This is a genomic window from Haloarcula sp. JP-L23 (assembly GCF_011602445.1).
Classification (GTDB): Archaea; Halobacteriota; Halobacteria; order Halobacteriales; family Haloarculaceae; genus Haloarcula; species Haloarcula pellucida.
The window spans coordinates 1-19668 of record NZ_CP050014.1; the positions used below are offsets into that span (position 1 = coordinate 1).

Consider the following 19668-nt stretch of genomic DNA (forward strand, 5'->3'; position numbering starts at 1 on the left):
AAGTAGTTGAGAGTCAGATTTCTTCGGTGACACCGTACGAGGGTATGGTCGCTACCGCCGAGGCACGGCAGGTCTGCCGTGCCGCAGGATCGCTTCTCTATCCCTCCTTAGACCTCGGAGCGAAGATCAATGGCACCTATCCGAGTGAGGACTTCGCCAGAGTCCTCACTCGGAGTGCCTTCGAACGGGAGTTTACCAACACTAGTGTAGCTTCAAGCTTCGTCTTACGAGTGGTGGGCCACCCTCGTCTACCGGTTTGAACTAGTAGATCCACGCTTGGAGCTACACTAGTGCCAGACATCTCCAACTAGCCAGAGGTGACGATCTCGACCTCGAAGACCGGAGTCCGCTGGCGAAGTCACTTCTGTACAATCTCGGTCGGATAAACGCGGACGCCATCGACGCTCAGTTCGATGGCGTCCGCGACCAGTTCATCACCCAGACACGCAAAGCTCGTCGCTTTCCGAACACCGCAGAGGTTGCGTTAGACCTCCACGAGTGACTCTATTACGGCTCAAAGCAGACACCCATGGTGTCACGAATCAATCCTGACCGAGGGACTGATCTCGCCTACGTCTTCGTGACACTATGCATTGTGTCACCTGCGGCACGGTTCACGCTCGCGTCCGAGCACGTTGCCCGGACCGACACACCGTCCCTGATTGAGGCGATCCGTGCGGTGATCGAGACGGCGCGTCAGGCCGTCTCGATCACCCGCATCTACTGTGATCGTGGATTGTATCGGGTAGAATTAGTCGGTGAACTCACCGATCTCGGTGTGGAGTTCGTTATGCGCGCACCCAAAACGCCGGGGATCAAGCGCGTTCTTGCCGAACACGATGAAGAGAAATTCGTCACCGACTACGAGCTGGTCAGAAAGCAGTCACCAACGATGCGTGTGCCGGTGACGCTCGTCGTCGTCCCGCACCACTCGCGGGACGACGACTCTCTGTGTCTGATTACGAACCGGGCACGAGCGGTGGATGAAGCAGTACCGCTCGCGCAAGCATATCGGCGTCGGTGGGGGATAGAGACCTCATATCGGAAGATCGGTGAGTTTCTACCCCGTACGACGTCGCCGGTGTTTGCGGTGCGGTTGTTCTACTTTCTGTTCGCTGTGGCGCTGTACAATCTTTGGATCGTAGTGTGTCTGCTGCTTTCGGAGCAACGTCGGGTGAAAACGCGACCAGCAGTCTCAACGGCGACGTTTCGGTACTTCCTCGGGCCAGTGACGTACGGATAAGCCTCGTCGGGGCGGCAGACCCGGGCTGCGCCCGGGTCAGCACGCCCCTCCGTACTGGCGAGACTGACGATTGCCGTGAATTTCACGTCTCGCCTATCACCGCCTACTCGAATCACCGCTCGAGCAACCGGCTCAAGCCAGATTTCAGTAATCTCGTCGTACCTCAGCGAACACTCTGTAGTTTGAATCGGCAACTACTGTAAAGGCGCGGGTTTCCGCCTTGCAGTCATTATGAAATTACTGGTTGCGAAGATGGCTTCGAGGAAAGAGTGTCTAGCCGGTCAGACCAAATAACAGATTACGGAACTTCACTCGGTACGTGGTGTGTGTCTGCGATAAATGGAGTATATGAATATCTTTGAAAGTCGTCTAAAAATAGATTTTGAGCCATTATACGGTTTTCACTCGTTACTAGGTAGATAGGTTTATACCACAGCTCTGTGTCCGTTAGAGTATCCGATGTCCGAGCCAGAACAGACGGACAATATCTTCAAAACAGGGGGCGTATTTGCCAATCGAGAACTGCTCCGCGTTGGCCACGTGCCCGAGTTAGACCGTGTTGTCGGCAGAGACAGTGAGGTGAATGCAATCGGACAAGCACTCGGACCAGCAACAATCGGTGGTCCACCCGAAACCACGATCATCTACGGGAAAACGGGAACGGGAAAATCACTTGTGTCGAGGTGTGTGGCTCGGAAGGCTCACGGAGAGGCCGAGACGAACGACGTCGTGTTCCAGCATGCATACGTCGACTGTTCAGACTACCAGACCGAAACAAAAGCCAGCCGGGAAATGGCACGGCAGCTCGCGACTAATCTCAACGCCGACGTGGATATCCCACGGGTCGGAATTGCTGCTTCGGACTATCGAGATATCACGTGGGATCTTCTCGGGGAGTTTGCCGTTGACTCACTCGTCGTCATTCTCGACGAGATCGATAAACTCGACGACGACGAACTGCTCCGAAGCCTCTCTCGAGCGCGTGAAAGTGGGAAGTCAGAGACACACGTCGGTGCGATCTGTATCAGTAACAAGATAGAGTACAGGGAACGACTGAACGAGCGTATCGACTCCAGCTTGCAAGACAACGAGATAGTGTTCGACCCATACGACGCAAGCCAACTCCGTGCGATTCTCGAAAATCGGACGGATGCCTTCGAAGACGACGTTCTCGAAACAGATGTCATTCCGAAGGTGGCAGCTCTTTCGGCGAAGGAACACGGCGACGCACGGAAAGCGATCGATACCCTGTACGAGGCTGGACGTCTTGCAGAGAAGCAAGGGACGGAAACGGTCACAGTAGCTCACGTCGACGACGCGGTGAAACAAGCAGAAGTGAACCGATTCGAGAAACTGGTGAGCGGGACGACACCGCACGTAAAATATATCCTTCATGCTCTGGCGTTGCTAACCGCGGATAATCCAGAACAGGAGGCGTTCCGTACCCACCGGATATACAATCTATACACAACGCTTGCAGAACAGGAGGGATCTGATCCACTCTCTGAAGACCGAGTCTATCGGCTCCTCAAAGAGCAGTCGTTCCTCGGAGTGACAGAGTCGAATCACACCGGTGGCGGCCAAAGTGAAGGCAGTTATCTTGAACACCGTCTTTTGCGGGACCCGAAGATCGTCGTCGAAGCACTGGATACATCGGGGATTAGCTGATTGACTCGGACAATTTTCACTCGTTGTGGGGTGTGGGGGTGGTTTGTATATCGAGATTTTCAACCAGGAGTGTGAGACTGTCTCTGAGGGCTGTGTGTCCCATAGGTGCAAGATACGAAATCTACCCCTCCCTCTCGATCTGTATTTGACGTCTCCAGACCATCTACCGACATTCATGAGGACTTCTTCACTCGGCGTGAGGTGTGTCTATCCGAAAGCAGTGACCTGTCTCTGTGCCAGAAAGTGGAGTCGCTGTTTTGCAGTCGGACAGGTCATTTTTCGCCGAGTTGCTGGAGTTCGCGCTCAACGAGGTCGTCGTCCACGCTCGACTCTGGGGACTTGTCGTCGTTCGCACTCTCGGACACGCTGTCGCGACGACTCGTAAGTGCGGCACTTGCACGGCGTACGAGTACATATGCAGTGGCGCCGGCCGCAACTGCTGCCCCCGCGTAGGTGGCGAGAAGTGCCTGCGGGCCGAGCACCTCCAGCAACAGCGGCTGTGCAAGGGCGAGGAACACGAGCACGGTGACGAGCGTGCCCATCACCAGTGCAGTCAGTCTTCCCATACCGCTGTCAAGCACCCGTCGGAGTGTTAGTGTTTGCCCGTGGCAGGGATCGTCTCGATCCGAACTGCAGCTCCGTTTGTCGACCTGTCACAGAGGGTGAATACGGGAGACGGGGCTGAGCAAGGCGTCAGGTCAGCAACTAGTGTGGCCGGCGCAGCTAACCAACAATGGCGGATATACTCCCGTAGTGTTGGTTAGTTCTGCCAGGAGGGTTGACCGCCGACATCAGCCAGTACCTGCTCGCGGAGGTGTGGCAAACACAGCTTGACGAAGGTTGTGAGATGAGATGCTGCGGCCGGGTCATATCCGAAAATAATTCCCTGCTCGTCAGGTTGGCTGAAGTGGACGAGCAGTAGCTCATCGAAGAGATGCAGCGAGCAGTAAAACGACCCGACGTCGAACAACTGTTCTCGATCAGTGTTTCTGTGCGCCTCGCGGCGGAAATCATCGATGATCTCATCTGTGTGTATTTTCCAGCCTTCAATCCGTTCGCGAACCGCGTCTCGAACGTACAGAAATCGCCACTCATCGGCGTCGTACTCAACCACGACGTACAGTGTGTCACCAGTCTCTTCGAGGAGGAAATCAACCAACTCGTCACCATGTTGCGTCATGGCTGATACCTTCGTACGCCGAGTATTGTTCTGAGGTCCGCTACAGGCTCGGATATCCGCATAGTACACCTACAACGCCGGGTGAAAAAAGTCATATGGTGAAACAAGGAGTCAAGCAACACCGGGTAATTCGGCGAGATTTCCACATCGAAGTAGCTAGGGCTTGCTGGCCGCCGAATCAGCGTAAATCTCAAAACGTGCGCCACCCTCGGCGGACTCAGTGACTGCAAGTTCCCAGCCGTGAGCTTGCACGATCGGTTGGACGATCGTGAGCCCGAAACCGGTCCCGTCAGCGACGGTCGAGTAGCCATGATCGAAAATCTGGTCACGCTTTTCGGAGGGAATGCCAGGGCCGTCATCCGCCACGTAGAAGCCGGTGCCGTCTTCGAGGGCCCCGACATGAACTGTCACGGCCTCGCCGCCGTGTTCGATCGCGTTCCGGAAGAGGTTCTCGAACAACTGCTGGAGCCGACTTTCATCGGCCTCGATCACCGTGTCGAGATCGACGTCAACCGTTGCCACCCCAGTATTGACCTGTTCCCAGGCCTGGGTGGCTGGTCGCTGGACTGGCGTCGGCGTCGTCTCACCGACGGCTTGACCCTGCCGTGCCAGTGTCAGGATATCATCTATGAGTGTGGCCATTCGGTCATGTGCTTCCCGAATCGTGTCGATATGTTCGGCATGTTCATCCGTGTCGAGTAGTTCCAGCCGGCCGCTGGCGACAGTGAGCGGGTTTCGAAGGTCGTGTGCCTTGTTTTGCCGCTGATTAACGGCAGTCTCAGACGCACCTACGGGAAGATTCCGTCAAGCTAACCGGGAAATGGACGCCGTCTGGCGATATGGCATCGCTCAGACGGCTCGCACGGATGTGTCGGAACCTTGCCAAACAACACGTAGACGATCCGGACGTACCCGCCGCGCCGGATGGCGCGGACGGGTACGCCGAGTGGGTACAGATCGCGTTGATTCTGTACCGTGTCGAACTGGAGAAGAGTCTCCGTGAGACTGAAGACTACCTCAACGAGATGCCCGGTATTCTCGCCGTGTTCGGCCTCAACGAGGCACCGCACTACAGCTCGCTGTGCCGGTGGGAACAAGAGTACCGGATGCGTGAACTCCGCCGCCTGCTCCGCCGAAGCGCGGAGCAGGCGGGCTGGAGTGGCGAAGCCGCGATTGACGCGAGCGGCTTCCAGCGCGATCAAACCAGCTACCACTACCGCGACCGCGCGAATTACTCATTCCAGTCGATGAAGACAACGATCTTGATCGACGTGAACTCGCTAGCGATCAAGGACGTTCACTACACGACGCAGAAGGCGTGGGACGGCCACATCGGGATGCAGGTCTTCCGCCGGAACGCGGAAGACCTGCGTGTACTGTCTGCTGACGCGAACTACTCGTGGAGCGACCTCCGTGAGGAGTGTCGCTCCAACTCAACGCGACCGTTGATCAAGCACAGAGAGCAAACACCGTTGCAAAAGGCCCACAACGCCCGAATGAACCAGGACTACAACCAGCGCTGGATGAGTGAAACCGGCTTCTCGCAGTTGAAGGAAGACGACGGCGAGAAGCTCCGCTCCCGGACGTGGCACGGCCAGTTCCGGGAGCTGACACGGAAGTGCATCATCCATAACCTGACGCAGGCGGCGAGTTAAGGGCTCGCCGCCTGCTCCCTTTCTCCGGACGTATCCGGGAGAGGCATCGCCGTCGTCACCGAACCAACGGAGCAAGATACCATAGTTTTGACCCTTCAGCAGACACCGTGAGTGGCCGCTACTGCATCTTCTGAATTCAAAAACTCGTCTCTGACGCTGTGAGACTGGGGAAAATTGACCCTATCCCGACGCTGTCTTGCGTTCAACAAGGCAAGGTCGTGTGAAATGATGTTCGCGAACTCTTCGAGCTGCTCGTTTTTCCGACGAAGGTCCCGTTCACGTCGTTTTCTGTCGGTGATATCCGTATAGATGCCATATGCCTGGGCCGTATCCGCCTCAATTGGTACGTTTCGGAACAAGAAATCACGCACGTCGCCATCAGCCGTCTGGCGACGCACTTCCTGGACAAGCTGCTCGCCAGCGAGCGCCCGCTCATCAATTGCCTCCGCATCAGCCATCGCCTCCGTGGGGACGATCAACTCGTTCAGCGAGGTCCCCAGTACGTCCTGTTCAGAATACCCGAACACCGCTTCAAACGCCTGATTGACTGCGCGTGTGATTGGCTCGCCGTCGCGGAGTGCAACGATCACCGCCGGGTCCGGGATGTACTCGAAGAGCGTGGCGAACCGGTCGCGCTCGTGCCCGAGTTGGGCCTCCCGGTCACGGAGTTCCTGCTCGCGAGCAGCCCGATCGAGCGCGGCCTCGATGTTGGCAGCCAGGACGTTTGCGAGCGCGACATCGGTGTCATCGAAATCAGCGGCTGTCGTCGATCCCAGCAGGAACACCCCGTGGGAGCCCAGCGGCAGGTACAGTTCACTTCGAATCGGCGTATCGGGGTTGAAAACGGCGTCAGCAGTACGTACGTCGTCATAGATTCGTGTCTCACCGGTATCGAATACCTCCCAAGCAATCCCCTCGCCCGCCGGGATTGACGGGGGCTCACCGACGATGTCACGTGTCGTCCCCGAGACGGCGACCGGGGCGAGTTCGTGCGTGGCATCGTCATAGAGATGGATGCCATTCAGCGGTAGATCGAGGATCTCGCTTGCCGCCTCACTGCCGAGCGATGCGATCGTCTCGTGTGAGGTCGCCGCCATGAGCTTCCGCGTCGTCTCGTGGAGCGCGTTGGGTTGCTGTTCGTACCATGCCCGCTTGGTGAAATCGTGGTACACCCAGAGATGTCCGGTCTCCCCGCCTCGAGGTCGACCGGTATCGCGCTTCGCTCCAGGACACGTCCGTCAACGAGTCTGAACTCCTCGCGATGAATCGACATTCCGTTACTGACGGCCTCGGTCGTTGTGTCAATGAACCGCTCCGGTGTCTCGAAAAACTGCTTGACCCGTTCAGCTGCCGCTTCACAATCTCGCCAGTGAAGCGGGAGATTTACGTCATGGACAACCAAATCCTCCCGCTTCAACTCCTTTGATTTAGCGACCTATCCCGACGCCGTCTAGTGGTTCAACACAGCCGTTTGAATCCTGTTTTCGTTTGCTTCGCGTGCTCTAACGACTGTAGAAAAATAAGGTCCAATACCGTTGTTAGCTACTCACCTGACACTTACAGAAATGAGAGCACACGAAACATACCCTTAGCGAAATCCAATCCCTGCTCTGAGTTACATGATTCATTACAATATTCCAGTGATTGCTAGGTCTGGCGTCCACCACGGATAGTGAGCTCACAATTCACGCCAATAGGAGGATTACATGAAAGCATGGCAAACGCTTATGAGACGATTTCGACCCCCCACTATTATAAATGATCAATCGTCGGGGATGGTTTGATGAGTACAGAGGACGACATTAATCAACGGGTTAAGGAGTTGGAAGAGGAAAATGAGGAAATACGCCAGACACTCCAGCGAATGCTTCCCAATCGTCGTGATATTATAAAAATGGGGCTCGGAGCTGCGGCTGGCGCTGTTGGTTTATCAGCTACCAACAGCAGTGCAGCTGCCGGAAGCGATCAAGCTGGACAGTTCTGTACTCAGCCGGAATATTTCGAGACGACTGGTGATTATGTGACCGCAGAGTCAGGGGACACACATAATAAAGAGCGGATCGACTTAACCGTGAAATCGATCTGTGCAGGCGAACAAAACAACAACGAGGTAAATCTGACGCGCCTCGTTGAGGACGGTACGTATACCGATATCGCAGATGCTATAGCCAACGAACCACCCGACAACGAAGCCGGAACTGTTCACATTATCGAACCCGGAATCTACATGCTGGACAGTAGCCAGTTCCCTCATACAATTACTTACAGTAACCGCTCTATCGCAGCGAAAGGCTACGGCCAGTGGTTCAATGAGGACATCCGAGACGAGAACCGCGCCGCAGAGTTAGTTGTCCCAGATGGGTCAAGTGGAGCGGTTTTCGATATCTCGGACGGCAGCACGCGTGTTGAAGGTGTGGAATTTGCCGGCTTACGAATTCGTCCGGAAACAAATCTCGAGTCAACCGCTTCGCCATTCCGCTGGGAGACGACAAACTCGCCCGTCATCCGTGCGAACCGATGGCGGCAGTGCTACATATCCAACTTCGACGCCGCGCCATTCGACACTATCGGAGGGAATCCGACTGCGCCGTTCGGAAATGAATGGATCTCCACAACGCTGTTCGAGAACCATGGTAGGGCGAATTTTGCCGCTCAACCTCGTATCTACGGTGGGCTTATTCGAGGCGGTGGTAGTAGCAATTACATGGTACAATTCTCTGAGAAGCCGACTATGCTTGGCACCGAAATAATCAACAATGCAGACAATCCGTTGGGGATACTGTACGGTGGCACGGGCGGCGGCTTCATTCAATTCGGAAACTGTGAGGGGAGAGGTGCCTCTGGGACCGTCGCCCTCGAAGTGCAGGCTGGGTCAACTGGGCAGTTGCAAGTACACGGGCTCATCAACGACCACGAAACCGGAATTCTCGCTCAAGAGGACAGTGCTGGGAACACGAACTTTGCGACCTACGCCTCGTTCGAGAACACGATGATGCCGGTCGTGTTGGGTGGGAACAACAACTCCCACAACGACACGGTCTTGGGTGGAAACCTCCGACCGGGTGAAGTCACCATCGCAAACGAGGACCAACGCCTTTTTTGGCCAAATAACCCCTACCGTATCGACGACGCGACTACCTCGGATCTTTCACCCGGGATGGCTGCTGTCGATCTAATAAACAACCGCTACTTAATGCAACCACAGAAATCCAGCACGGTGTTGTATTGGAACCGTGATGGTATCCTGTAATCGGCATTGTCTAGTTCAGCACCTCTGCCGGCGTTTTGCCGTTGAGCGCTTGGTTCGGTCGCTGCTGATTGTAATAGCGTTAAACTGCTGGCACCACTCGGTGACGGCCGGCCGACTGCCCATCCAACACGTCTGGAAGCGGTCGGTGCGCTGTTTGAGGGTGTGAAACCATTTTTCGATGTGATTTCGGTCACTGTATTCGACCCGACCGCTCAATCCTAATCGAGAGATGACAGTCCGATATCCGTAGGCATCGACCAAGAACTCCGTCTCCGAGACATCGTATTTCTCGGTGAGCCCATGGAGAAACGCCGCAGCTGGATCGGTGCCGTGACGGCTGATTACCGCGATAGCCAGCAGATACAACGAATCAAGATCGACTGCAGCGTATAGCCAGTACCACTCGGTTCCGATTTGGACAGCAGTCTCGTCGACAGCGACCCGCGACGGCTTGAGTGGTCTGCATAGCGTTTGAGCATACGATTCGCTATACGGATGTCCAGACCGGCAAAACCAGCAAATGACAGTACCACTGATCACTTGCTGTTTTCAAGAAGTGCAAAGCAAGTGCAGATCACTCTCGCCGTCGCCGGGTCCGAGTCGCTGTCGGCCAGCCGATGGGGCCACTGCCAGACCGCACCGTGCGAGCGTTGGACACCCAGGAATTCTAAGATTGCGACCGTCTCCCAGATCGACAGCCCTGCCGTGTGGAGACACACCCCAAATCGCCGGACGGGTGTCGGGGTGCGCTCGTTCACCAAACGTCTTGGCTGTCCACTTCTAACGTCTCGTTGAGCAGATCTGCGAGTTGCATGAGCACTTCTCGCTACGACCTGCTCGCTTCTCAAACTCGCTCAACTAAACAGTGCCGTTAACCAGCCTCTCGATGTGCAGGTTGAAGAGTTGCAGTGATGCCCAGCGTCACCGTCGGTCAGAACTCGAATCGCGAGAGCGGCCACTACAGTGAAAGATCCGATTCCAATCCTCGCCGCAGCGAGCTGGGAGTACACCTGCGGAATCTATGAGTGGACGAAAATCATCATGGCTACTACCAGTACCCCGTCGAGATTCCAGCCCCCTATTTTATGACCGAAAAGATACGCCAGCACTGGGACCGCCAGCCCAGCGACAAACGATGGAAGCCGGGCTGATAGTTCAGAAGTGCCCAGCAGGAAGCGACTGATCGCGAGCATGAGATGGTACAAAAATGGAGATGGCTTGTTCTAGGAGCATGCGAGTAACGACAAGAGATGACGCGGAGTCTAATAGTAGACAGCCTATAATTAAGAGATAACACGGTAGTGCCCAAAACTAGTAGAGATAAAGTGTCAGAGACGGCAGTAGTATTGCTGCTAAACCACGTATTTCACCAAAGTCCGTGGTTTTCGAGTGATATATCAAATCGTCATCAAATAAGTATTAGCACGGTGCAAATTTTAGAGCAAGCCACGTCACAACGGCACCACATACAATAGCAATCGTCACACCGATCACCGCCCCAAATATACACATCCGGCTGTCCCAATAGGTGCGTTCGTCGTGGTGGGAGTCTGGCCGCCATGATGATATACAGTAACGAGGCAACCAAACCAACGACGATACTACTCCGGGCCACAGTTTCACTGTCCAGTAAGTAGTAGCACTTCTTTCCAATATGATGAGGTAAAATATACACATGGGGATCCCATTGATGAACGGTCGAGATACAGTGAGATATGAATTGCTACATCTACTTCCGCTTGGAAGAGGGTAATATCATATACCCGACATAGAAACTGATTTTACAAACCAGCCAAGAGATGTAGTTAATGAGCAGCTACCCGAAAAACGTTCGGTCCGCTCAAATCAAGTGTATCTCCTGTAACGCGCCAGTTTCCAAGACGGTAGAAGGAACCTATGTTTGTGTGAAATGCGGATCCGAGCCAGTCCACAGTGATTCGAATTGAATGGCATTCCAGATACTTCGAATCATGAGTTCCGATTGGCTTTTCCTACGATATGGGAGGTTCGATAGATGACTGACCAGCGAGGTGATAGAGACGCAATACTACAGGGGTTTTCCGTACCGGTTGACGTACAACTCGGTCTTGGGGCGCTCACCCTGCTTTGGCTCGTGACGCTACTGCCGATTGCCAGTGAGACTCCTGTTCGTATCGGGGTCACGCTCGTGTTTTCGCTCTTCATTCCTGGCTACGGGCTCATTGCCGTCTTATTCCCCGAAAGAGGAGACGTAGTGATACCGAAGACGGAGACATCAGCGACCAACAGTGACGGTGACACCGGGATTGACACACTCGAACGAATTGTCCTCTCCTTTGGTGCCTCCATCGCAATCGTCCCGCTGGTCGGTCTGATTCTGAACTTCACTCCATGGGGGCTTCGGCTAGTCCCAATTCTGATCGGTCTGACACTTGTAACCGGTCCACTGCTCGGGTTAGCCACGGCCCGTCGAACTCGCTTGCCACCCGACCAGCGGTTCGACCCCCAGCCCCGACGGTGGCTCGCACACACATGGGCAGACCTGCAGAACCCCGTCGACCGGGTGGATCTGGTGCTGAACGTCTTGCTCGTCCTGAGCATCGCACTGGCGGCCGGGAGCGTCGCCTACGCCGCCACGGACGCTGGCCCTGAAGAGGAGTTCACTGAGTTCTACCTCCTCACCGAGAACGAATCGGGTGAGCTATACGCCGGTGACTATCCGACTAACCTGACGACGGGCGAGCAGTACCCACTTGTCATAGGCCTTACTAATCAAGAGGGACAGTCAATGACCTATACCGTCGTCACCGAACTCCAGCGCGTACGCATCAATGGCAACGAGACGGCCGTTATGGAACAGGTCGAACTCGCCGAGTTCACATGGGAAATTGATGCCAACGAGACGAGTCACGTCACGCGGACGGTGACTCCGAGGGACCTGACCGGCGAACGACTTCGCCTGCAGTTCCGGCTATTCCGAGACACCCAATCGGTCGACGGGTCTAGAACAGCATACCGCGAGACGCATCTTTGGATATCAGTTAAATAACCATTGTACGACACAGTCGGTACAAACGAAAGAAGTGAGACCGAGCACGGGATTACAGCTCTGAAACCATATCAATGATTACATTGAACCTGTCGCGGGTAATTAGGCGAGTTCGACAAAGATGACGCTCCTGTAGTCCTATCACTGATCTCTCTGTCTGGACTTCTTTGTGTATTGTACGCGCTGGCAGATGGACCGTACACGCCCGGCCTCTATCTTCATGCATCCCGCCTGATTCAACAGAACAACTACGCCCTCCCACCCGTCATTACTCACTACACTAGGGGGGAAATTCCATTCGGCTATCCACCACTCGGATTTTATATAATAGCACTTGGTGGCACTGTTTAGTTGAGCGAGTTTGAGAAGCGAGGAGGTCGTAGCGAGAAGTGTCCATGCAACTCGCAGACCTGCTCAACGAGACGTTAGAAGTGGACAGCCAAGACGTTTGGTGAACGAGCGCACCCCGACACCCGTCCGGCGATTTGGGGTGTGTCTCCACACGGCAGGGCTGTCGATCTGGGAGACGGTCGCAATCTTAGAATTCCTGGGTGTCCAACGCTCGCACGGTGCGATCTGGAATTGGGTTCATACGTTGTCTGAAGCCCAGAACGACCCGCCGACGGCGGAGCCGTCGCGGGTCGCGGTCGACGAGAAACAAATCCAGGTTGACGGAGAAAAGAAGTGGTTGTACGCCGCTGTCGACACCGAATCAAAGTTGCTGCTCGAAGTTGACGTGTTCAGCCGCCGCGGGACTGACCCCGCGGCGGCGTTCCTGCACCGGCTCACCGAGAAACACGATGTCGCCGATACAGAGTTTCTCGTCGATGCTGGCGGCTATCTGACTGCCCTTGCTCGCCATGAACTGAGCGGTCGGCTCAACTACCGAACCCGGAACCACATCGAAAAATGGTTCCAGACTGTGACCAGGCGAATCGACCGCTTCCACTCCTTCTGGAGGGGCAGTCAATCCAGCGCGAAACAGTGGCTACGACGCTTCAGACACCACTACAACCACGAACGACCGAACCAAGCACTCGACAGACGAGCGCCGGCTGAGTACCTTCCCAAGCGTCGAGTGACTAGTACTCTACCTCCTCGATGGACGGATAAAGGCGGTGAAGCTTCGTTCGTGCGTCCTCGTTCGTGAATTGCCAGTTGACGGTGACATCCATCTCGTTCCGCGCTCTTTCCCACGCAGCGACCTCCGACCGGAGGGTCGCTGCGTCGGGGATGCGTCGGTTGAGACACTGTGTCTGGAGCGTGCTCCAGACGAGTTCAGCCATGTTCAGCCAACTCCCGTGTGTGGGCGTGTAGTAGAACTCAAACCGATCAAGATACTCGCGTGCCTTCTCCGGTGGAAAGAACCGAGAGAAGGCAGCTGGATTGTGGGTGCTGAGGTTGTCCAGCACTACCCGGATGCGGCCCGCATCCGGGTAGTAGTCATCAGCAATCGCTTGCATGCAGTTGATCCACTCGCAGGTGCGGCGCCGCTGACTCACATCGATGTGACACCAGCCAGTGAGCGGTTCCGTCGCCAGATGGAGCATGCGTTTGCCATTACGCTCGTAGTGATGATCGGTACGATCGACCGCTCCCGGTCGCGCCGGGAGCGGGTCGCGAACGTGCTTTCGCAACGCCTTGCTGGATTCGTCGAAGCAAATGATTGGACAGGTTTCGTCATACGGCTCTTGGTACAGCGAGAGAAGCGTTTCCATCCGATAGACGAACTCAGCGTTCTCTTTGGGTGGAATGAGCCAGTATTCAGAGCGATGAGGCTTCAAGTCGTTTTTTTAGCCGCTGTCGGACGGTTTCCTCGGAGATCGAGTCGAACTCGATCTCCTCGAGAGTCACAAGGCGGTCAGCAAGAAGCGCATACGTCCAGCGAGAGCGTCCGTCGGGCGGCTCTGAACAGGCGAGTGCGACGAGGTGGGCTTCACCCCGCCCGTCGAGTTTCGGCTCGTAGTCCCGATCGGGCTTGCGGCGGTGGATCGCCGCAAGCCCTCGCTCAGCGTACGCTTTCCGTGTCCGGTAGGGCGTGGCGATTGAGCAATCGAGGTGCTCACAGATCGTTGAATCTGTGAGCCCCTCGTCGGCCTTCAGGAGAATCTTGGCACGGGTGATGGCTTCGGCTCTGTGCTCACCTTTCGAAGCGAATTCTTTGAGCTGACTCCGCTCCTCGTCCGAGAGATCGACGACGTGCTTCTTCCTGCTCATTCCTGTAGAGACGTGCTCAGAGGAGATATACTAGACTGTCCACGCTTGGGAAGGTACTGAGGAGGTTCAGAACTAGACAGTGCCGTCTCTCAGGAGAGTAAGCGATAGTATTTATCGACAGAATGTCTCTTTGTGAACCTCGCTTCAAAGGTTTGTCGCGCATTCTTTCCGTGGGACGATACTAGGTCCGGGTTCTCAATCCACCTCTCAATAGCGGAGACAACTCCATCGACATCTCCCTGAGGGACTGTAAGACCGGCGTCAGCCTGTGATATGATTTTCGCTTCGTCGTTAGTAGGTTGAGCGATGCAAAGGACAGGGAGGCCCGCAGCCAGTGCAGTATATAGCTTGCTCGAAACACAGACTCCCTCAAACCCTTGTTGAATTGTCACCAGTGAGACATCTCCACTTGTGAGGCTATATGGCAAGTCTTCGTGAGGTTGATACGGGAGGAACCTGACTGTATCGCCTGCGATATCGAGCTGTTCCGCGAGCGACACGATTGTTGGCTTGTTATCTCCTTCACCAATTATCAATAGCCTAAAACTATCGTCTTCTAACCTTTTCGCAGCTTTGACAATAGTTTCAAGATCGTGGAATTCTCCAATGTTGCCCGAATAGATTACTGTAAATGGGTCTATCAAATCGTGCTTCTCACTAAATGGGTTGTTCTCTTTCTCCACAGGTTCGATGAACTCCTCGTCTTCCCAGTTGTGTATTATTTCCACTTTTGAGGGTTTGAAACCAGGGTTCGCATTCCGAACGATTTGCTCTTTCATTACTGGACCAAGTGCGACGACGTGGTCGGCCGCGTGGAACACATGCCGATGGAGTTCAGACCAAACGACGTCAATGACGCCACCGCGTCTGATGTAGCCGAGTTCAACCGGTTGGTCTGGATAGAGGTCGTGGACGATGTACGTGAACTCCCAACCACGAATCCAGCAGACAGGCCAGAGAACTATCGGGAGGAACGGAGGGTTCGAAACAAAGACCAGTTCTCGAGGTCTATGCGTTCGACTGAGAAGGAGCGTGACGAACATCCACAAGGAGAATACGACCCAGTTGAACAATCGGCGAGCGAGTGACGATTGTCGGAGCTGTGGGGCACGAATTCGCTTAACGAGAACACCTTCGTGGACAGATTCGAGTGGTTGCATCTCGTTCTCGCCACTGTGGTAGTTCGGCTGACCGGTATAGACGGTCATATCGAGGCCTCGGTCCTCAAGCCCGACAGCGAGCTCTGTCAACAGTTGCCCCGTCGAAGCAGTGTCTGGATGAAAGTACTCTGTTACGAGTAGATACTCAGTCTCGCCGTCGTCCATTCATGAAATGATCTGTAGGGGCACATAAATAGCATTTCGAAGACGTTGTATCGGTCCCAACAGTTCAAGTCCATCCACAGCGGACGGTGGTGCTCATGTTACGCCACCGGTTAGTACCCGTTCGTACGTCTCCGCCGTTACCCCTGCGAGAACCTCGTAGGTCTGAGACTCGGCGTAGGCCCGCATTTGTTCGTGGTCGTATGTACGCTCAATATTGGTTCGAGTCCGTTCGATAACGCGGCGCAGAGACACTGAACTCCCGGGTCGGTAGGTCGTGCCGAGTTGCCAGCCCTCAATGAGGTGTTCGAACATTCCGAAAGCCGGAGCAATGACAGGTCGGAGCGACCCACACGCCTTGTGGAACACTCCACTTGTCCGGTACGTGCCGAACGACTGTCGATACGGTAGGACGAAGACATCGGCCGCTTTGAAATACGCCTTCACATCAGACTGGGGGACGAACTCTAGGACCGTCCGGACCGACACGGCTGGGTTGCCGTCAAGTCGACCGAACTCGTCGGTATCGACGTCAACGGGACGTCCAGCGAAGACCGCAGTAAGTGGCGGACCCGAGTAAGACGCGAGCGCATCGACGAGCACGTCGACACCTTTCTCCGTCCGCATCTCACCGAAGAACATCAGTAGGAATTCCTCCTCGGGGAGGTTGAGTCGCGTTCGTGCTGTGGATTTGTCGAGGTCGTCGTCCCACCAGCAGTCGATTGGGTCGGGAATCTTCGGAAGGTTTACTGTCGGTCCAGTCACACGCCGAATCGCGTCGCGTCCGAGTTTGGAGGCAACGAAGAAGTCCTTGACGACCCCATCCCGAAGTGAGCGTGCCAAATTCAGGTGGTTCCACGGACCTCGGCGTGAGAGGACGTCGGGAACACCAAGCGCAATATCCTCCATCCCACAATCTACCAGACCAACTGCCAGTCGAGTTCGCGTATCGTCCTGTACGCGGAAGTAAGAGCCGTTAATAGTCCCGACGACTGGCGTCTGACAGCCCTGACCGTGTCTGTGGACTTCTTTCAGCACGTCGTCGGCGTGGAGCAGGTGCAGAAGGTCGCAATCGGTGGCCTCCACGTATTCGAACGCCTCGCGAACGATAGCCCCACGGGGGTTCGACACTGCCCGTCTGAAGTGGCCAGAGAGACCCACCGTGTCTTTTGCTTCGATGGTCCTACTGTCAACACCGAGTGAGACGAGTTCGTCAGCTTCGAAATATTCTTGGTGGACTTCCTCCTCGCGAGGGACGAGCATCTGGACAGTCAATTCCGGCCGTAGTTGGGATAGTTCCGACTGCAACCGGCTTGCATACTCTAGATGATGTCCGGTAGTGTGCATATCGAAGAGGAGAATCTCGGCCGTCATCGTACGCTCCCTCGACCTTCCCCGAAACCGAAATGCTGTTCGAGTGTTTCGACGGTATCGGCGGCGGCCCGACCCCAGTCGAAAGATGTGGCGTATTCTCTCGCCCGATCCAGTGCGTCATCGTCCGGCGGCGACTGCAGCGTCTCGGCGAGACAGTGTGCGATATCGCTCGGATCGGTTGGATCCACGAACTCGACGTACTCATTAAGTAATTCAGTCATGGCCGGTCTGTTGGCGCTGATCACAGGTGTCCGACAGGCCATCGCTTCCAAGGGCGGCAGTCCGAATCCTTCCTCGAGTGACGGAAACAGGAACACGTCGGCCTGTTGGTAGACGAACAGCAGTTCCTGTGGCGTCAGATATCCAAGTACCTTGACGGCGTCACCGGAGAGGGTCTGGCCGTTGCTGTTCTCAATATACCGTGCTTTGGGCCCAACAGTGACCAATTCGTAGTCCATACATAGGGCTGACCTGAACTCGGCAAAGCCCTCAACGAGCGTCGCGACGTTCTTCCGTGGTTCGTTTCCACCCACGTAGAGCGCGAAATTTTCCGGCAGGTCGACAGGGCGACCGTCGCCAACGTCGTGATACATCTCGTCGAGACCGTTGTGGACCACTTCCGTCGGAGTGTCAGCGTCGAGTCGTGACCGAATTGTCGACGCAGTGTACCGTGAGGGAGTCAAAAGCAAGTCCGCAACGTCGACCATTCTTGGTACGCGAAACTGTTGGAGAAGGGTATAAAGGCGGGGACCGTAGCCAACGTATCCGAACACGTCGTGAAGCCGAACGATAGTAGGAACATCGAGCCGTCGAACCGGGCCGTCGCTGTTGGGACACAGCAGGAGGTCGATATCCTGTCGAGTCGCGAGTCGCGGGAGTTCTGACTGTTCCCAGACCAGACCCAGTGACTGGGAGCGTGGCGCACTCCACGGGGCAACGACATTGATGTCTCGAAAGTGTTCACGAGCGCTTTTGTGGGCGAACACCACAACATCGGTCTCCGGGCGTTCGGCGAGAGCCCGGACGAACTCGATACTTGCCTGAACGGATCCGCGAGGTTCGTCAACACTGAACGTTCGTCCGTTTACCCCTATACGCATTGTTTCCGAAAAGTGCCTCGTCCGCTCAAATAGCTGTCCTTCCGCATTCAAGTCGGTTGGAAATCAAGACGGCGAACAAGTGATGACTCGTGGACCGCCACTGTCGTACACTACCGACGAACCGGGGTCGTACTCAACTGGCCGCACCCGTTCGCCTGTGAGACGAGCACTCACTTCCAAGTCGAGTTCTTGATGCGTCTGAAGACATTCGTTGGCGTATCGGTCGTACCAGGAAATCTTCGTGACCTGCGACTCTCCTGCAAAGTCGTCGTATGGTGAGCCCCGCCCGTCCAGTGTCACACGGGGGACAGCCAATGCGGCTGAGAGGAGGAGGACAATGAAAGTCCCTGCGAGTAGGGCCCTCCTATGTCTATTGAGGAACACGAGCGGTTCGGGGATAGTTTCAGACGCCAACGAGACAGTCCAAACGAGCGTTCCGAGGATTCCCGGGACGACGATGACACGCTTCAGGGTCGCGTAATCGCCTGCGACGAATAGTGCGAGACCGGCGACACCGAGTCCAATACTCACGATGAGGAATTGGAGTCCTAGGGCGTCGAGTTCTCGTCTCGCAAGTTTAAGTACGGAGATTACGGCGGCGACGGCAGAGAGCCCTGCCACGACGAGTATTCCGAAGATGTAGACGAACCAAGCGGAGATACCCGTTCCCGGAACCGACGGCCACTCAGAGATCATCTGAAGTGCCGACAGCTGGTCTGATGAAATCGTCCCAGTTCTGGGCGTCTCGACTCGAACAAACGTATCTACGGATTCGTTCGGTGTGTCTGTTGGTCCACCTGGCGTCTTGGTCGATTCAACCGGTGTGTCTGTTGGTCCACCCGGCGTCTTGGTCGATTCAACCGGTGTCTCGGTCAACGGTGATTGGCTGCCATCGCCGCTTCTGGGTCTTGACGGAGTGGACGAACCATTATTATCCTCGTTATAAAACAGGGGATTAATTATCGTTCGCTGGAAATATCCAATTCCTAGCCTGATCAAGGGGAGCTGTATCGCAAAAACCGAGGCTGCGGCTGGGACAATGGCACCGTGCCCATACTTTTTGATAGTTTTGGAAGAGAACAGCAATGGTGCAGTGAGAACACCCCCGTAAATCACCCCCCATATGTAATTAGTCAGACACAGTGGGATAATCGTGAGAACGGCCAAAAGATAGAACCTACCATCCGGTTTTTTATCATGTAGTAGCCGATTCACAGCATAAATTAGAACAAAAATATATATAAATGTGTAAGATTTATGTGAGGTCTGCAACGGTCGTAGTACGAACCCACCAAACACGAAGAACACCGGAACAAAAACGAGTGAATCCCACCAGTCGACTATCTGTATCGACCGGCGAACGATTGTAATGCAGATGATGATGAATAAGACGACTGCGAAGGAACCCAAGACGGGACTCAGTATCTCTGTGAAGAGGTACTTTTCACCTGACAGGCGGAGAACGACTGTCGTCGCGGTCTGATATGCGCCCCCGTTCCCGTACGCTAAAGTCCCAGCGATACTACCATCATCTAGTAACGTATGAATGTCCAACGCAGGAGCGACTTCATCCCTCATTGCCCTCAGTCCGAATGTCGCTGTAATACTAGATAGATACGCTACTGTCAGAA

The 19668-nt window shown here is 55.2% G+C and carries 15 protein-coding genes and 3 pseudogenes; 6 read left to right on the forward strand and 12 right to left on the reverse strand.

All coding sequences use genetic code 11. The features are described from left to right. The first annotated feature begins 595 nt into the window (after positions 1 to 595). Both G9465_RS25450 and G9465_RS00010 read left to right on the forward strand, forming a co-directional pair. Positions 596 to 1243: a transposase gene (locus G9465_RS25450; protein WP_227015645.1), complete on the forward strand. Its 648-nt coding sequence runs from the start codon at positions 596 to 598 to the stop codon at positions 1241 to 1243. Positions 1244 to 1702: 459 nt separating this feature from the next. Beyond that, complete coding sequence (locus G9465_RS00010) at positions 1703 to 2911, forward strand: Cdc6/Cdc18 family protein (protein ID WP_166966309.1); 1209 nt, start codon at positions 1703 to 1705, stop codon at positions 2909 to 2911. 272 nt (positions 2912 to 3183) lie between these two features. Here the strand turns inward: G9465_RS00010 and G9465_RS00015 are convergent, their stop codons facing one another. From G9465_RS00015 to G9465_RS25995, 4 genes and pseudogenes are all read right to left on the reverse strand, one after another. Continuing rightward, positions 3184 to 3477, reverse strand: coding sequence for a hypothetical protein (locus G9465_RS00015; protein ID WP_166966335.1), 294 nt, complete (start codon positions 3475 to 3477; stop codon positions 3184 to 3186). A gap of 194 nt (positions 3478 to 3671) precedes the next feature. Then, on the reverse strand, positions 3672 to 4091 hold the full coding sequence (locus tag G9465_RS00020; protein WP_166966338.1) for a hypothetical protein: 420 nt from the start codon (positions 4089 to 4091) through the stop codon (positions 3672 to 3674). 156 nt (positions 4092 to 4247) lie between these two features. After that, positions 4248 to 4613 carry a HAMP domain-containing sensor histidine kinase gene (locus G9465_RS00025; RefSeq protein WP_255491984.1) on the reverse strand — a complete coding sequence of 122 codons (366 nt, stop codon included), beginning with the start codon at positions 4611 to 4613 and terminating at the stop codon, positions 4248 to 4250. 87 nt (positions 4614 to 4700) lie between these two features. Next, positions 4701 to 4829: pseudogene (locus tag G9465_RS25995) on the reverse strand (histidine kinase dimerization/phospho-acceptor domain-containing protein); the annotation flags it as partial. Between the two features lie 101 nt (positions 4830 to 4930). On the opposite strand from G9465_RS25995, the gene G9465_RS00030 reads away from it, so the two are divergent. Further along, complete coding sequence (locus tag G9465_RS00030; RefSeq protein WP_166966341.1) at positions 4931 to 5746, forward strand: IS5 family transposase; 816 nt, start codon at positions 4931 to 4933, stop codon at positions 5744 to 5746. Between the two features lie 95 nt (positions 5747 to 5841). Here the strand turns inward: G9465_RS00030 and G9465_RS00035 are convergent, their stop codons facing one another. After that, positions 5842 to 6918 (reverse strand): PAS domain S-box protein, encoded by a 1077-nt coding sequence (locus G9465_RS00035; RefSeq protein ID WP_166966344.1) that lies wholly within the window; start codon positions 6916 to 6918, stop codon positions 5842 to 5844. A 611-nt stretch (positions 6919 to 7529) separates the two neighbouring features. Here G9465_RS00035 and G9465_RS00040 point away from each other — a divergent pair. Further along, the gene (locus G9465_RS00040) at positions 7530 to 8996 is read left to right on the forward strand and encodes a hypothetical protein (protein WP_166966347.1); all 1467 of its coding nucleotides are present in this window, start codon (positions 7530 to 7532) and stop codon (positions 8994 to 8996) included. A 10-nt stretch (positions 8997 to 9006) separates the two neighbouring features. Here the strand turns inward: G9465_RS00040 and G9465_RS26370 are convergent. After that, positions 9007 to 9810, reverse strand: a pseudogene (locus G9465_RS26370) (IS6 family transposase). Positions 9811 to 11010: 1200 nt separating this feature from the next. Between G9465_RS26370 and G9465_RS00055 the strand changes: the two are divergent. Together G9465_RS00055 and G9465_RS00060 are read left to right on the forward strand one after the other, a co-directional pair. After that, positions 11011 to 12024: a DUF1616 domain-containing protein gene (locus tag G9465_RS00055; RefSeq protein WP_166966351.1), complete on the forward strand. Its 1014-nt coding sequence runs from the start codon at positions 11011 to 11013 to the stop codon at positions 12022 to 12024. A 395-nt stretch (positions 12025 to 12419) separates the two neighbouring features. Further along, positions 12420 to 13084: pseudogene (locus tag G9465_RS00060) on the forward strand (IS6 family transposase); the annotation flags it as partial. Between the two features lie 22 nt (positions 13085 to 13106). On the opposite strand, the gene G9465_RS25455 reads toward G9465_RS00060, so the two are convergent. The 6 genes from G9465_RS25455 to G9465_RS00085 all read right to left on the reverse strand — a co-directional run bounded on the left by G9465_RS25455 (position 13107) and on the right by G9465_RS00085 (position 19615). Beyond that, entirely contained in the window at positions 13107 to 13808 is a 702-nt protein-coding gene (locus tag G9465_RS25455) for an IS630 family transposase (RefSeq protein ID WP_227015646.1), read from the reverse strand. Continuing rightward, a complete protein-coding gene (locus G9465_RS25460; protein WP_227015647.1) occupies positions 13789 to 14241 on the reverse strand; it encodes a helix-turn-helix domain-containing protein in 453 nt (150 codons plus the stop codon). Before G9465_RS25460 ends, G9465_RS25455 begins: the two co-directional genes overlap by 20 nt. An 89-nt stretch (positions 14242 to 14330) precedes the next feature. Then, positions 14331 to 15566 carry a glycosyltransferase family 4 protein gene (locus tag G9465_RS00070; RefSeq protein ID WP_166966354.1) on the reverse strand — a complete coding sequence of 412 codons (1236 nt, stop codon included), beginning with the start codon at positions 15564 to 15566 and terminating at the stop codon, positions 14331 to 14333. A gap of 93 nt (positions 15567 to 15659) precedes the next feature. After that, on the reverse strand, positions 15660 to 16826 hold the full coding sequence (locus G9465_RS00075) for a glycosyltransferase (protein ID WP_166966357.1): 1167 nt from the start codon (positions 16824 to 16826) through the stop codon (positions 15660 to 15662). A gap of 107 nt (positions 16827 to 16933) precedes the next feature. After that, positions 16934 to 18088, reverse strand: a complete 1155-nt coding sequence (locus G9465_RS00080; RefSeq protein ID WP_166966360.1) for a glycosyltransferase family 1 protein — start codon at positions 18086 to 18088, stop codon at positions 16934 to 16936. 12 nt (positions 18089 to 18100) lie between these two features. Next, a complete protein-coding gene (locus G9465_RS00085) occupies positions 18101 to 19615 on the reverse strand; it encodes a hypothetical protein (RefSeq protein WP_166966363.1) in 1515 nt (504 codons plus the stop codon). Positions 19616 to 19668 lie beyond the last annotated feature (53 nt).

Coding starts and splice junctions, on each gene's coding strand:
- G9465_RS00030 (WP_166966341.1), top strand. CDS start 4,931: ATGGCATCGCTCAGACGGCTCGCACGGATGTGTCGGAACCTTGCCAAA.
- G9465_RS00055 (WP_166966351.1), top strand. CDS start 11,011: ATGACTGACCAGCGAGGTGATAGAGACGCAATACTACAGGGGTTTTCC.
- G9465_RS00070 (WP_166966354.1), bottom strand. CDS start 15,566: ATGGACGACGGCGAGACTGAGTATCTACTCGTAACAGAGTACTTTCAT.
- G9465_RS25460 (WP_227015647.1), bottom strand. CDS start 14,241: ATGAGCAGGAAGAAGCACGTCGTCGATCTCTCGGACGAGGAGCGGAGT.
- G9465_RS00085 (WP_166966363.1), bottom strand. CDS start 19,615: ATGAGGGATGAAGTCGCTCCTGCGTTGGACATTCATACGTTACTAGAT.
- G9465_RS00010 (WP_166966309.1), top strand. CDS start 1,703: ATGTCCGAGCCAGAACAGACGGACAATATCTTCAAAACAGGGGGCGTA.
- G9465_RS00020 (WP_166966338.1), bottom strand. CDS start 4,091: ATGACGCAACATGGTGACGAGTTGGTTGATTTCCTCCTCGAAGAGACT.
- G9465_RS00040 (WP_166966347.1), top strand. CDS start 7,530: ATGAGTACAGAGGACGACATTAATCAACGGGTTAAGGAGTTGGAAGAG.
- G9465_RS00075 (WP_166966357.1), bottom strand. CDS start 16,826: ATGCTCGTCCCTCGCGAGGAGGAAGTCCACCAAGAATATTTCGAAGCT.
- G9465_RS00015 (WP_166966335.1), bottom strand. CDS start 3,477: ATGGGAAGACTGACTGCACTGGTGATGGGCACGCTCGTCACCGTGCTC.